11 protein-coding genes are annotated in these 12890 nt (G+C 67.1%); 5 read left to right on the top strand and 6 right to left on the bottom strand.

Features of this window, described 5'->3' with window-relative positions:
- Positions 1–23 precede the first annotated feature (23 nt).
- Positions 24–1211, bottom strand: coding sequence for an inorganic phosphate transporter (locus tag QA600_RS02810; RefSeq protein ID WP_278290440.1), 1188 nt, complete (start codon positions 1209–1211; stop codon positions 24–26).
- 97 nt (positions 1212–1308) lie between these two features.
- Positions 1309–2025 (bottom strand): DUF5828 family protein, encoded by a 717-nt coding sequence (locus QA600_RS02805; protein WP_278290439.1) that lies wholly within the window; start codon positions 2023–2025, stop codon positions 1309–1311.
- A gap of 145 nt (positions 2026–2170) precedes the next feature.
- Between QA600_RS02805 and upp the strand changes: the two genes are divergently transcribed.
- Positions 2171–2848 carry a uracil phosphoribosyltransferase gene (gene upp, locus QA600_RS02800; protein WP_278290438.1) on the top strand — a complete coding sequence of 226 codons (678 nt, stop codon included), beginning with the start codon at positions 2171–2173 and terminating at the stop codon, positions 2846–2848.
- A gap of 27 nt (positions 2849–2875) precedes the next feature.
- On the opposite strand, the gene QA600_RS02795 is transcribed toward upp, so the two are convergent.
- The 3 genes from QA600_RS02795 to QA600_RS02785 all read right to left on the bottom strand — a co-directional run bounded on the left by QA600_RS02795 (position 2876) and on the right by QA600_RS02785 (position 6611).
- Positions 2876–3070: a DUF2892 domain-containing protein gene (locus QA600_RS02795; RefSeq protein ID WP_278290437.1), complete on the bottom strand. Its 195-nt coding sequence runs from the start codon at positions 3068–3070 to the stop codon at positions 2876–2878.
- A 166-nt stretch (positions 3071–3236) separates the two neighbouring features.
- On the bottom strand, positions 3237–4379 hold the full coding sequence (locus tag QA600_RS02790) for a M56 family metallopeptidase (protein WP_278290436.1): 1143 nt from the start codon (positions 4377–4379) through the stop codon (positions 3237–3239).
- Between the two features lie 72 nt (positions 4380–4451).
- A complete protein-coding gene (locus tag QA600_RS02785) occupies positions 4452–6611 on the bottom strand; it encodes a S9 family peptidase (RefSeq protein ID WP_278290435.1) in 2160 nt (719 codons plus the stop codon).
- A 218-nt stretch (positions 6612–6829) separates the two neighbouring features.
- Here QA600_RS02785 and QA600_RS02780 point away from each other — a divergent pair, with 218 nt between their 5' ends.
- The 4 genes from QA600_RS02780 (at position 6830) to QA600_RS02765 (ending at position 12218) form a co-directional block, all read left to right on the top strand.
- A complete protein-coding gene (locus QA600_RS02780) occupies positions 6830–7927 on the top strand; it encodes a TAXI family TRAP transporter solute-binding subunit (RefSeq protein WP_278290434.1) in 1098 nt (365 codons plus the stop codon).
- 42 nt (positions 7928–7969) lie between these two features.
- Positions 7970–8518, top strand: coding sequence for a DUF1850 domain-containing protein (locus QA600_RS02775; RefSeq protein WP_278290433.1), 549 nt, complete (start codon positions 7970–7972; stop codon positions 8516–8518).
- The gene (locus QA600_RS02770; protein WP_278290432.1) at positions 8515–11223 is read left to right on the top strand and encodes a TRAP transporter fused permease subunit; all 2709 of its coding nucleotides are present in this window, start codon (positions 8515–8517) and stop codon (positions 11221–11223) included. Before QA600_RS02775 ends, QA600_RS02770 begins: the two co-directional genes overlap by 4 nt.
- A gap of 128 nt (positions 11224–11351) precedes the next feature.
- Positions 11352–12218 carry a hypothetical protein gene (locus tag QA600_RS02765; RefSeq protein ID WP_278290431.1) on the top strand — a complete coding sequence of 289 codons (867 nt, stop codon included), beginning with the start codon at positions 11352–11354 and terminating at the stop codon, positions 12216–12218.
- Between the two features lie 12 nt (positions 12219–12230).
- Here the strand turns inward: QA600_RS02765 and QA600_RS02760 are convergent, their stop codons facing one another.
- The gene (locus QA600_RS02760) at positions 12231–12839 is read right to left on the bottom strand and encodes a YigZ family protein (protein WP_278290430.1); all 609 of its coding nucleotides are present in this window, start codon (positions 12837–12839) and stop codon (positions 12231–12233) included.
- Positions 12840–12890: the final 51 nt, after the last annotated feature.

Raw genomic sequence — 12890 nt, 5'->3', positions numbered from 1 at the left:
GCTGTTCGATGTGTGCCGATCACTCAGAGCAAGAGCACGTCGACGGCGCGGTAGCCGCCGTACGTGATGATGATCGACCCGGCAAGCGAGAGCACCCAGGCGAGAACGGTAAATCCCATCTTGCGGGCGCTGACGCCGCCGCTGCTTGCGGCGGCGTACCCGCTGCCGATGATCGCGCTGACGACAATCTGGTTGAACGATACCGGAATACCGAACAGGATCGCGACCTGCGCGATTGCGAACGATGGGATGAGCGCGGCGATCGACCGTCGCGGACCAAGCGAAGAGTAGTCCTGGGATATCGCCTTTATCATCCGTGTCGCGCCGGTCCACGCGCCGACGAGCAGGCCGACGCCGCCGCCGAGCAACAGGGCGGTAATCGACAGTCCGATGTCGTCTATGAGCGGAACGAGGGGACCGACCGCCAGGCCGACCTGGCTCCCGCCGGCGGAGAAGGCGACGAGCGCACCCATCGCGAGCAGGAAGTGACGCTCGGCGACTTTCGTTCCGTGGCGCATGTCCCATCGAAGTCCGCCCGCACAGGCCGCCGCGATCGCGCCAGTCGTCGCCGCGCTGCCGAGCACCGTCGATCCGGGGAGGGAGCCGGCGGCGGTAACGGCGATCGAGGCACCGCCGTCTGGCGGCCCGAGCATTGCGAACTCGATGTTTGCGAGTAACATGCCGACGATCGCGGCCAGGATGAGGACGACCTGGCGCTCGGGAATCGGCTCCTCGCGCAGGGCGCGCGCAGTCAGGTACGCGATCCCACCGCCGACGAACGGTGTAAGCAACCAGAGGGCGGCGATCTCCTGGTACTTCGCCCAGGCGGGATCGCCGCCCATCGCGAAGCCGGCACCGATTACTGCGCCGGTAACGGTGAACGCGGTGGCGATCGGGTAGCCGGTGAAGATCCCGATAACGACCAGTCCTGCGGCGATCGTCAGTCCGATCGTCGCCGCCTCCGCCGAGAGGGTAACGCCGATGATGAGATCCTCGCCGACGGCCTCGGAGACGTTCGCTCCCTGCAAAACGGCACCCAGAAAACAACAGAGGCCGACGACGAAGCCGGCCCGCATCACCGAAATCGCGTTCGCCCCGACGGCCGGCGCGAACGGCGTCGATCCGCTTGAGCCGGCGCCGATCGCCCAGGCCATAAAGAGACTCGCGGTCGCGGCGATCAAGAACAGTCCAATCGTCGCGATGTCGACCATTTATCGAACAGTAGTCGAGGCCCCTACAAGTGTGTGCCGACCTGCAGCTGTAGCTGTGGGTTTCGAGAGACGAGCGCCACGTCTCGGCCCCGCTCGGTCAGTTCCGTGTCGACTTCGAGTTGTCGGCGGGCTCCGGTGGCGGCTCGGCACCCTCGATCGCCTCCGCGGCCTCCGTGTCCTTCTCGACCTCGACGTGCCAGCGGTCGATCGTGTCCTCGAACTCGCTGAGCTGTCCGGAGACGTCCTCCTTCAGAACGTCGTCGTTGACGTTGACCTCGAAGATGAACTGTTCGCCCTCGCCGCGGGTCGACTGCTGGATGTTCGCGCTGACGAGCTCGTTGTCGAAGTAGTACGGCGCGAGCTGGGTCATCACGTTCTGGTAGACCGTGTCCTCGACCCGCCGGAGCGCCTTTCGGCTCGCCGAGTCGGCCGCGCGCGCCACGTAGTCGATCGACTCCTTCCAGTCGTTGACCGCCGCGTCGGCGTCGTCCTTTTCTAGGTGCTCGTACGATTCCGAGAGTTTCTCGCCGGCGGTCTGGATGTCCTCGTCGGGTTCTTTTCCCGCTCGTTCGCCCTTTCCCTCCTCGACGCTCGCCTGGTCGGATGTCTTTTCACTGACGTCTCTTTCGAGCGTTTCGTGGGCCTTCGGGCGCCACTCGTCCCACTCTTCGAAGGCGCGAGCGAAGCTGGCGCCGTAGTCGTGGTCGGGGTCGTGGACACCCGCCTTTCGGAGCGCCTGCGTGATCCGCTCGCCGTGCTCGACGACGTCGCCCCAGTCGCCGCGAACCTTGAATCCCGAGATGCTCTCTTCCATTCGGCTGGGCGACTGCTATGCGTCGAACCGACATAAGTCTCGTCGCTGCGTGAGACCGCCACTCCCGTGTGGCGTGAACACACGCCGGTTCGGCCGTCGAGGCGGACCGACACCGTGAAAGTGCCGGCGCGTGCCTGTTCGAGTAATGACGATCGAAGACCGGGACGACGCACACCTGATAACGCACGCGCTCGCGAAGCACACGCTCTCGCAGCTTCGGGACGTCGAAACCGAGCAGGTCAGCTTCCGGAAGGGACTGGTCAAACTCGGCCGGATCTGTGGCTACGAGATCATCGACGGCCGGATGGAGACCGAGTACGTCGAGATCGACACGCCCCTCGAGCCGACGATGGGCGAGCGGGTCCGCGGGCTCGACGACGTCGTTATCATCAACGTCCTGCGCGCGGCGACGCCGTTCGTCGAGGGACTGCTGAAGGCGTTCCCCCGCGCGCGCCAGGGTGTCATCAGCGCGAGCCGCGACGAGGAGGCCGGCCGCGAGGAGGACGGCTCGTTCCCGATCACGGTCGACTACGTCAAACTGCCCGAGATCCACGAGGAGGATACGGTGATCATCGCCGACCCGATGCTCGCGACCGGGAGTACGATGTGTACGGTTCTGGACCACGTCATCGAGAACTCGCCCGAGCCGGAGCATCTGATCGTCCTCTCGGCCGTGTCTGCCCCTGAAGGGCTGCTTCGGGTCGACGAGACCCACCCCGAGGCCGATCTGCTGACGGTCTCGATCGACGACCGACTCGATGACGACGGCTTCATCGTCCCCGGGCTGGGCGACGCCGGCGATCGGGCGTTCCGAACGACGTAGCGGCTCGAACGGCAACGCTCGAGCGAGCTAGCTGCAGGTGTCGATCCCAAGCAGCTCGTTGGCGGGACAGCGTTGGATGACCGCGGTCGCGAAAACGTCGCTACCGGCGACGAACGCAAGCGTCCCGAACGTTTGGCCGCGGTTGCGGTAGCCGACGACGAGCAGGGCGACTCCGACGACGACACGCAGCAGTCGGTCGAGTCTGCCGACGTTCGGATTCATGCGCCACCGGAAGGAGGCCACGCACGTCACTCTGTCCCCTGACCCCTCCGTTTCCGGTCGAACCCCCGCCACGTCGGGTGGTTTACTCCCACGATCTCGAGTGGAAACGGTCCCGGACCGTTCCCATCGCACCGCTCATTCGTCGCTCGACTAGCTGAAACGACCGTTACTCACGCCGCCGTCGCTCGAGCGCCCGCAGCCGATCGACCCGCGCCTCGGTCGGCGGATGTGTCGAGGGCCGCCAGCCCAGCAGCCGACGGACGGCGGCTGCCGTCGGCGCGACGAGTCGCTCGCGGAGCCACTTGCCGACTCCGGTCACCGCCCGGTCGAAGAGGGTCGGTTCGCCGATTCGCTCGAGGGAGACGGGCGAGAGGAACCGCTCGACCCAGCTCTCCTCTCCGTTCTCAGTCGCGTTCTCGAGGCCGAGCGGCTGCGGAACGATCCCGAGGGTCGCGCTGGCGTGTACCCGCGCGTCTCGTCGAGGACGCGCCCCGTCGTCGAGCGTCTCCAGTGTACTCGCCAGCGCCGCCGGCTTCCCGGTGAGTCGGCTCGCGCCGCGATCGGCGGCGTACTCGCGGGCTCGCGAGAACAGTCCGAGGACGATCGCGTTCGCCCCGAGGACCGCACGAGCGACCGCGCTCAGGAGGAGGTAGCACACGCCGAGCACGAGAATCGGAATCGCGAAGACGATCACGCCGATCCCGGTCACGAAGGCGATCATCACCGTGTTCTCGAGGACGCGCCGTAGCAACTCCTCGCGCTCGAGCAGTCGATCGCCGATCGCGACGGCCGCAGCGACGGCGGTGACGACCGGCAGGTCGCGGTTCGCGACGTGGGCGACTTCGTGGGCCAGCGCCGCCTCGAGTTCGTCGTCGTCGAGTTCCTCGAGCAGTCCCCTGGTGAGGACGATCGTCGGCGAGCGCTGGCGCCCGACGGTCAGACAGCCCGGCTCGGAGCGGTCGGCGACGGCCACCGACGGATCCGGGACGTCCGCCTGTGCCGCCAGCCGCCGGACCCGACTCGCGACGTTTCGTGGCCCATCGCCGTCGACCGGCTCGAGTTCGAGTCCGGAGACGGCCGTTCGCGAGCCGTACCGCGCCTGCGTGGCGACGAGCCCGATCGCGCCGAGAAGCACGACCCCGACCGAAAGCGGGAGGCCGAGTTCGATCGACACCGACCGCCCGCTCGCGGAGAGCGCGTGGCTCGCGATCCAGGCGAGTAGCGCAAGGAGGGCGCCGTTGACGGCGATCACCAGCACGAGCGCGCCAGCGATTCTGAGCTGGAGTCGCCGGTCGGGCGAAAGCGGCACGTACCAACGTTTATGTCCGGTCGATAATATTGTTTGTGGGTTGGCAGGTCCGTCGGAGTACGGACTCGAGCGCTACGCGTCGGTTTCGCTCGTTTCGTCCGTCGCGCCCTCGTTGTCGTCCGCCGCGCTCGAGAGCCCTGCATCGCGCTCGCGCTCGAGGGCCGGCGACGCCTCGTGATAGCTCGAGTAGCCGTCGAACCAGCGGGCGATCCGTTCGATGCGATCGACGATGTGCCCCGGTTCGCCGCTGCGGGAGAGTTCGTGACCCTCGCGGGGGTAGCGGACGAGTCGCGTGTCGACACCGTGTTTTTTGAGTCCGAGATAGAACAGCTCGGCGGTGTTCGCGGGGGTTCGGTAGTCCCGATCGGAGTGCACCACGAGCGTCGGGGTCTCGACGTTCGGAACGTGGGCGACGGGCGACTGTTCCCAGAGGAACTCGGGTTCCGCCCAGGGAGTGGTGCCGAAATCACCCTCGATGAGCTTAAATGCGTCCGTCGAGCCGTAGAAGCTGGAGAGATCGTAGACGCCACGCTGGGAGACGGCAGCCCGAAAGCGGTCGGTCTGGGTCACCGTCCAGGCGGTCATGAACCCGCCGAAGCTGCCGCCGGTGACGAACAGTTCGTCTTCGTCGACGTACTCGCGCTCGCAGACGGCGTCGACGCCGGCGAGGACGTCGGTCAGCGTCACGTCGCCCCAGTCGCGCTCGATGGCGCTGGCGTGGGTCTCGCCGTAGCCCGTCGAGCCTCGAGGATTCGACCAGAAGACGACGTACCCCCGTGCGGCCAGGGTCTGGAACTCGTGCCACATCGTTCCCGACGTCGTCCACTGGGAATGGGGGCCGCCGTGGATCTCGACGACCAGCGGGTACGTCTCCTCGGCGGCCCGCGACTCCCCCTCGCTCGGCGCTTCCGAGGTGGACCGCACCTCGCCGCCGAACTCCGGGGGCGTGAGCAGCCAGCCCTGGACCTCGTGTCCGTCGCTCTCGAACCACACCTCCTCGGGCTGACGGACGGGCCGATCCGAGAGGTACTCGTGGTTGACCCTGGTCAACCTGACCGTCTCGGCGCCGCCGCGGGTCGTGAGGAACAGATCGCCGGGGTGGTCCCACTCGCTCTGAGCGACGGCGACGGCGTCGCTCCCCACCGAGAACGACTCGACGGTGACGCCCTCGCCGTACACTCGAGTCGGTTCCTCGCTCGCGTCGCCGGGGACCGACCAGAGCACCCGCGACCCCTCGTCGGGCGTCGTGAAGTACAGCGACTCGCCCTCGGGACCCCACTCGAACGTCGAGTTGTGACCGATCGTCCGATCGAGCGGTTCCGTCGGCGTCGTCTCGTCTCCAGTCGAGCGGTCGTGGACGCGGAGTTCGGTCTGGCCGAGCGTCAGCCGTTCTTCGTCAGTGTACTCGAAGGCGACCCGAGCGTCGGCCGTCGCCTCGAGTCCGCTGATCCAGCCCGTCGTCTGCGTGAATTCGGTGCGCTCGTCGGTTCCGATGTCGTGCTCGACGAGGTCGTACGTCACCGAATCGTCGGGCTGCTCGCCTACTTTCGTCGCGTAGTAGACGGTTTCCGAGTCGCCCCACGTCGGGCCGACGTGGTCGGCGTCGCCGTCGGTGAGCCGAGTGACCGCCGCTCCCGCGTCGGTGTCGTCCTCGCCGTCCGCCGAGGCATCGACCCCGTCCTCGAGGGCCGCCTCGACGTCGAGGACGTAGACGTGGCTCCGTCGCCCGTCGAGGTACTCCGTTCCGGCGCGGTAGATCATCCGATCGATCACGCGCGGATCGGGCTCGTCGGGCTCGTACTCCGGCTCGACTGCGACGTCGCGTCCCGTCTCGCGGTCGACCGCGGTCACCCGCTGAGTGAACAGCAGCCGGGAGCCGTCGGGGCTCCACTCGAGACCGTCGACCCCGCCGACGACGCCCGTAACTCGCCGGGCCTCGCCGCCGTCGGTCGGGAGAACCCACACCTGCTGTCGGTCGCCGTCGCCGCGCGTGCTGGCGAACGCGAGCCGGGAGCCGTCGGGGCTCCAGCGGGGCTGGCCGTCGACGCCGTCGGACGCGGTGAACTGTCGCGGCTCGTCGCCACCGACGGGAACGACGTGGATCGTCGCCGCGGTCGTCTCGTCGTCCTCCGGCGTCCGACGAACGAACGCAACGCGGTCGCCCTCCGGCGAGAGTTGGGGGTTCGCGGGCTGTACGAGGTCGTGGTAGTCGGCCGCCTCGATTCGGTTCATGCCAACAGGCACCGTGGAGCCCGTGAAAATATTTCGATTCGTAATCGTCTCGGCCGCTCGAGCGACGGAACGGTACGAGGAGGGCTCAGGCTGCGGCTCGAGACGAAACCACACGGCTTCGACCCGAGATGTGGGATCTTTCGTCCGATCTGGCTCGCCCTCGCCGAACGGAAAAAATCCGAAGCAGCTATTAACGAATTCCGCATTATATATCCTGCATGGTTCGACACATCAAGCGGCGCAAGTTCATTGCGCTCGGTGGGGCTGCTGGAATCGTGGGTTTCGCCGGCTGTATCGGCGAAGACGCTGAAGACGAGGCGAACGGAGACGACAACGGCGACGACGAAAACGGCGAGGACGACCTCGAGGAAGCTCAGCCCGAGGAGGGCGGCGAGACGCTCTCGCTGCACGCTGGCGGAACCGAGGGAACGTACTACCCGCTCGCGGGTGACATGAAGTCCATCGTCGAGGACCAGACGCCACACGGCATTCAGGTGCAGTCGACGGGTGCCAGCGTCGAGAACGCGGCCAGCCTCGGCCGCGAGGAGGCCGAACTCGCGCTGGTCCAGAACGACATCACGTACTTCGCGTACAACGGCGTCGAGCTCGACGAGTTCGAGGGCGAACCGCTCGAGAACATCCGCGGTATCGCCTCGCTGTACCCGGAGACGATCCACATCGTCACCCAGGAGGACTCCGGTATCGAGACCGTCGAGGACCTCGAGGGTGCATCGATCAACACCGGCGACGCCGGCAGCGGGACGCAGGTCAACGCCCTGCAGATCCTCGAGTCGGCGGGCGTCGAGGAGTTCGACGAGCAGAACACCGACTTCGGGACCGCGGCCGACCAGATCGGCGACGGCGACGTCGACGCCGCGATCACCGTGGGCGGCTACCCGCTGGGTGCGATCGAGGACCTCTCGGCGACCCAGGACATCTCGTTCGTCGAGATCACCGACGAGGCCCGCGACAACCTGCTCGACGACGCGGAGTGGCTCGCCGAGGACGAGATTCCCGGCGGCACCTACGACGGCGTCGACGACGACGTCGAGACGGTCTCGGTGCAGGCGATGCTCGCGACCCACGAGGGGGTCGACGCGGAGATCGTCGAGGAGGTTACGGCGGCGATGTTCGACAACGTCGACGACTTCACGACCCAGGCGGACTTCATCGACCTCGAGACCGCCCAGGAGGCGATGCCGATCGATCTCCACGAGGGCGCGGCGGCGTACTTCGACGAGCAGGACGTCGACGAGGAGGATGCCGAGGACGACGCTGAGGACGAAAACGGTGAGGACGACGAAGAGGACGAGTAACGCCGCTTGACCGCGATATCGGGAGATCTCCGGAGCATCACCGTGGACCACCTGACCCGACGCGCGTTCCTCGTCTCCGCGGTTGCCGTCTCCGGAGCAACCGCCGTGGTTTCTTCGGCGACGGCCGACAGCACGCTCGTTGTCGCGGACGCGGAGTCCGACGAGCGGCTGTTCGAGATCCCGGTCGATCAGGGCCAGGAGGTGACGATCGCCTACACGCACAGCGTCGAGCGGACGCCGATCGAGGACGTCTACGTCGTCGACGGCTCGAGCCTGCGTGCCGATCGATCGGTCTTTCATTCGTTCGGCGCCGGGCTGCCGACGACGGACGTCGAGCGAACCGAGGAGGGGTACGTAGTCCGGGGATCGGAAACCCACGACGAACTGCTCGTCGCCCCCGGCGAGATCGCCGGCCACGAACTGATCGTGAGTGACGAACGGTACGCGCTGGCCGAGGCTGCCGACGGCCGCGTCGTCCTGTTTCTGGCCGACCGGGGGATCGGTGAGGTCGTCACCGACGGTAACTCGGGGCGACGAACCGAAACGAACACATTACCGACGGCGGCAAAAATGACTGAGACGAACTCATGAGCGTAGACAGGGGGGACGAAGAGGCACTCAGCGACGAGGAACAACAGGAACTCATGGAGGAGGTCCAGCGACGCCGGTCCCACCGCGGACTGGCGGTCGTGATCGTCTCCCTGATCGCCATCACGTTCTCGGCGTTCCAGATGTGGATCGCCGCGCGCGGCTACGTCTTCGGCGGGACGTTGCCGGTCGTCGGCGAGTATCGACTGATCGGCTTCCAGCAGCTCCAGGTCAACGCGATCCACGTCGCGTTCGGGCTGGTGCTCGCGTTCTTGCTGTTCCCGACGAGTCGTGGCGACGGGTTCGTCGTCCGACGACTCGGCCGGATCGAGCCAGCGGTCAGGAGTCGGCTCGGCGACGAACACCCGATTACTCGAGGGACCGCGAAGGCTGCGGGCGCGACCAGATGGGTGTTCCTCGACCCCGATATGAACCGGGTCGCGCCGGCCGACGTGATCCTGGCCGGTATCGCGATGATGCCGGCGTACTACATCGGGACCAACTACGACGAAATTCAGCAGATCGCCGTCCACCGCTTCGAAGACACCCAGTCGCTGGGCGAGGTCTTCCCGTTTCTGGCTCCCGTGGAGGTGGGCCTGACCGCGATCGGGATCCCGATGGCCGACGCCTCGGCCGCGTTCGTTCTCGCCGTCGTCGGCATGTTGCTCGTGCTCGAGGCGACCCGGCGAGCGCTCGGGCTCTTGCTGACGTCGCTGGTCGCCCTCTTTATCGTCTACGCCCGGTGGGGCTACCACATCCCCAGTGACTCCGTGATCGGCGCGCTGTCGATCCAACCCGACAACTGGGGGAACATCATGTACAACCTCTGGTATACGGTCGAGGCCGGAGTCCACAGTCAGCCGGTGTCCGTCAGCGTCCGCTTTATCTACATCTTCATCCTGTTCGGCGCCTTCCTCGAGATGAGCGGGGCCGGCCGCTGGTTCATCGACATGGCCTACTCCGCGACGGGGACCCGCGAGGGTGGTCCCGCAAAGGCCAGCGTCGTCTCGAGTGGGTTCATGGGGATGCTCAGCGGCTCGTCGATCGCCAACACGGTGACGACTGGTGCGTTCACGATCCCGCTGATGAAGCGCTCGGGCTACTCGCCGGAGTTCTCGGGAGCGGTCGAGTCTTCCTCGTCGTCGGGCGGACAGATGCTTCCGCCCGTGATGGGCGCCGCGGCGTTCCTCATCGTCGAGTTTACCGGCACGCCGTACGCCGACGTGATAATCGCCGCAACGTTACCCGCACTCGCCTTCTTCTTCGGAATGTGGGTGATGGTCCACTTCGAGGCGGTTCGCGGCGGCATCGGCGGGCTTCCCCGCTCGGAGCTGCCGGACGTCCGCTCGGCGCTGCGCAGCGGCTGGTTCTATCTCATTCCGCTGATCCTGCTGCTGTACTTCCTGGTGATCGCCCGGTACTCGATCAACCGCGCCGGCTGGCTGACCATCGTCGCTGTCGTTGCGCTGTTGGCGATCGTCGCCGCCTACGACGAACGCACGCGGATTCCGCTGATGGGAACGCTCGCGGCGGCGTACGTCGCCCAAGCGGCCGCGTACGCGACGGCCGGTGTCGGCCTCTTCGACGCGGCACAGGCGGCAGCCGGTCTCGAGACCACCGGCGAACCGCTGGCGATCGGCGACGCGGCGGTGGCCGCGATCGGTGACTTCGGGGTGATCGCGATCCTCGTCAGTGCGGTCTTCATTCTCCTGCGACCGCGGGCCGACGCGCCGCTGCTCGACTTCGACCCCGAGGTCGACGAGGCGGCCAATCGAAGCGCGAAGGCGTTCAACCGCCCGTCGCTGTCGGGCAACCGCGCCTACCGCTTCGGGACGTTCGTCCTGAAGTCGATGGACTCCGGTGCACGAACAGCGACGACGGTCGTCGTCGCCGTCGCCGCCGCCGGCGTCGTCCCCGGCGTCATCAGCGTCTCCGGGCTCGGGCCGAACCTGGCCGCGCTCATCAGCCAGGTCAGCGGCGACTCGATGCTGATCCTGCTCGGACTGACCGGCGTCGCCGCGATCATCTTCGGGATGGGGATGCCGACGACCGCGATGTACATCATCCTCGTCGCGATGCTCGAGGCGCCGCTGGTCGAGGCCGGCGTCATCGTCCTGGCTGCACACCTGTTCGTCCTCTACTGGGGACTGATGGCCGACGTCACCCCGCCGGTGGCGGTCGCCGCGTTCGCCGGGGCCGGCGTCGCGAAAGCCGAGGAGATGAAGACGGCGACGATCGCGTTCCTGCTCTCGCTGAACAAGGTCCTCGTCCCGTTCGCGTTCGTCTTCTCGCCGGGCATCCTGTTCCTGCGCGACGGCGAGATCATGGGCTGGAACGACGTCGCCGATGTCGGCTTCGTCGTTCCCGAGGTCGTGATCCCCGTGCTCGGAATGTTCATCGGGGTCTACGCACTCGGCGTGACGATCATCGGCTACCAGTACGCCTCGGTCTCCGAGGTGAACCGCGCGCTGTACTCGATCTCGTCGATCCTGCTGATGGTCCCCGAGATCCCGCTGTTGCTCGCCGAAGCGGCGCTCGCGCTCGCGGGCGTCCCCTCGGCGCTGACGATCTTCGAGATCACCGCCTCGCTGCGGGGCGTTGGCCTGGCGATGCTCGTGGTACTGACCTACCGTAACCGCTCGCGGGCCGACCTCGAGGAAGCCGACGCTGACGCGGCCACCTCCACACCGGCGCCCGGCGACGCCTGAGACGGTCCTCCGTCCCAGGCTCTTGCCACAGCCGCGACCCGTTCCGCGATTGTGTCGTCACCGCCGTACGGCGGTCCGTCTGACTCCGATCCCGTCATTATTTCAACCAGTTCGACGTAGTGGGTGGTATGTCCGACTCGAGCGAGCCGACCGACGACGCCGCAGGTTCTCCGAGCACCCGGTTTCGGGTCGTTCTCGGGCTCTATCTCGGCGTCCTCGTCGCCGGAATCGCCGCCTCGATGGCGGCGACTCAGCAGGTCTCGGACGCCGTCCTCGCCGCCGCCTTCGTCGGCGGTCTCGCGACCGGTGGAATCCTCGGCGTCCTCGTCGCACGGCTCGATGGCGATCTCGCGATCCGTCTGGGACGGAGCCGACGCCGTCGCGCGTTGCTGTACCTGCCAGGGATTCCGGGCTTGCTCGGCGCGGCGGCCGCTACCATGGCCTGGTCCCCGATCGCCTCGACGCTCGTCGCGACCGGGTCGTCGCTTGCCGTTCTCGTCCTCGGCTTTGTCCTCGGCGGTCTCGCCCAAACGGAATACGTGGAGGCGGTCACCGTGGACGAGCCGACGGCAACCTGGGGGTGGACGCCGCCCGGTGGTGGAAAGATCGACGTTTTACTCGGAGGGCTCTGGGGATTTCTGGCGCTCAGCAACGCTGTTGGGGGGAATTGGGCCGCCGCGGTCGTCTGGCTACTGATCGCGGTCGGCTGGATCGTCGGCGGTGCTATCGAGGGCCGCTGGCAAACGTCGTGGGGTGCCGACCCCGAAATCCGGGTTCACGAGGCTGGACTCGTCAAGCGCCGTCCGTTCACGAAGGCGTTCGTTCCCTGGGACGAGGTCTCCCACGTCCGGCTCCATGAGGACGAACTCGTTCTCGATCGCGGGCTGTTCGACGTCCGCTTCGAGCGCTCCGAACTCGCCGAACTCGAGGCCGTCCGGGAGACGATCGAACGAACCCTCGAGACTGCGGGCTCGGACGCCCGATCCGTACCGTAGCCCGTCGTTCGGCTACGTCGGATCGGCCCGCCCGCTCGTCGCGCTCCGGAGCCGATCCCGGAGCGCCTCGGCCTCCGCGACCGGAACCCGAACCTCGAAGGTGACCTCGGCCTCGTAGTCAGCGTCGAACTCGAGGGCCTCGCTCTCCAAGATGCTACGGACGGTCCCGGAGTCGTCGTACTCGACGGTGACGGTTACCTGCTCGTGTGGCCGTTGTTCGACGATTCCCGCTGTCTCGACGGCCTCCTTGACCGCCCGGGAGTACGCCCGGACGAGCCCGCCGACGCCGAGGTTCGTCCCGCCGTAGTAGCGGGTGACGACGACCGCGCAGTTCTCGAGTTCTTGCTGGGCGAGGACGTTCAGTGCCGGCTTGCCGGCCGAGCCGGAGGGTTCGCCGTCGTCGCTCGAGTACTCCCGGAGGAACTCCCCGCCGGAGTCGGCCCGCACTCGGTAGGCGGGAACGTTGTGGGTCGCGTCGTCGTACTCCGAGGCGACGTCCTCGACGAACGCCTCGGCGGCGTCGACGGAGTCGATGGGCCGAACGTGGCCGAGGAACTCGGACCCCTGGACGACGAACGTCGCCGTCGCAGCGTCGGCGACGGTTTGGTACGTCTCGGTCACGCGGGACCACTCCGTCTCCGTCCCGGATCGATCATGCGGGGCGTACACACG

Origin of the sequence: Natronococcus sp. A-GB1 (genome assembly GCF_029688845.1) — an archaeon.
Classification (GTDB): domain Archaea; phylum Halobacteriota; class Halobacteria; order Halobacteriales; family Natrialbaceae; genus Natronococcus.
Note: the sequence above shows the minus strand (reverse complement) of the source record. Positions and strands in the feature narration are given on the sequence as shown.

What these genes read in the sequence shown, in the direction of transcription:
- upp (WP_278290438.1), top strand. Translation starts at nt 2,171, where the DNA reads ATGACGATCGAAGACCGGGACGACGCACACCTGATAACGCACGCGCTC.
- QA600_RS02765 (WP_278290431.1), top strand. Translation starts at nt 11,352, where the DNA reads ATGTCCGACTCGAGCGAGCCGACCGACGACGCCGCAGGTTCTCCGAGC.
- QA600_RS02780 (WP_278290434.1), top strand. Translation starts at nt 6,830, where the DNA reads ATGGTTCGACACATCAAGCGGCGCAAGTTCATTGCGCTCGGTGGGGCT.
- QA600_RS02805 (WP_278290439.1), bottom strand. Translation starts at nt 2,025, where the DNA reads ATGGAAGAGAGCATCTCGGGATTCAAGGTTCGCGGCGACTGGGGCGAC.
- QA600_RS02810 (WP_278290440.1), bottom strand. Translation starts at nt 1,211, where the DNA reads ATGGTCGACATCGCGACGATTGGACTGTTCTTGATCGCCGCGACCGCG.
- QA600_RS02785 (WP_278290435.1), bottom strand. Translation starts at nt 6,611, where the DNA reads ATGAACCGAATCGAGGCGGCCGACTACCACGACCTCGTACAGCCCGCG.
- QA600_RS02795 (WP_278290437.1), bottom strand. Translation starts at nt 3,070, where the DNA reads ATGAATCCGAACGTCGGCAGACTCGACCGACTGCTGCGTGTCGTCGTC.
- QA600_RS02770 (WP_278290432.1), top strand. Translation starts at nt 8,515, where the DNA reads ATGAGCGTAGACAGGGGGGACGAAGAGGCACTCAGCGACGAGGAACAA.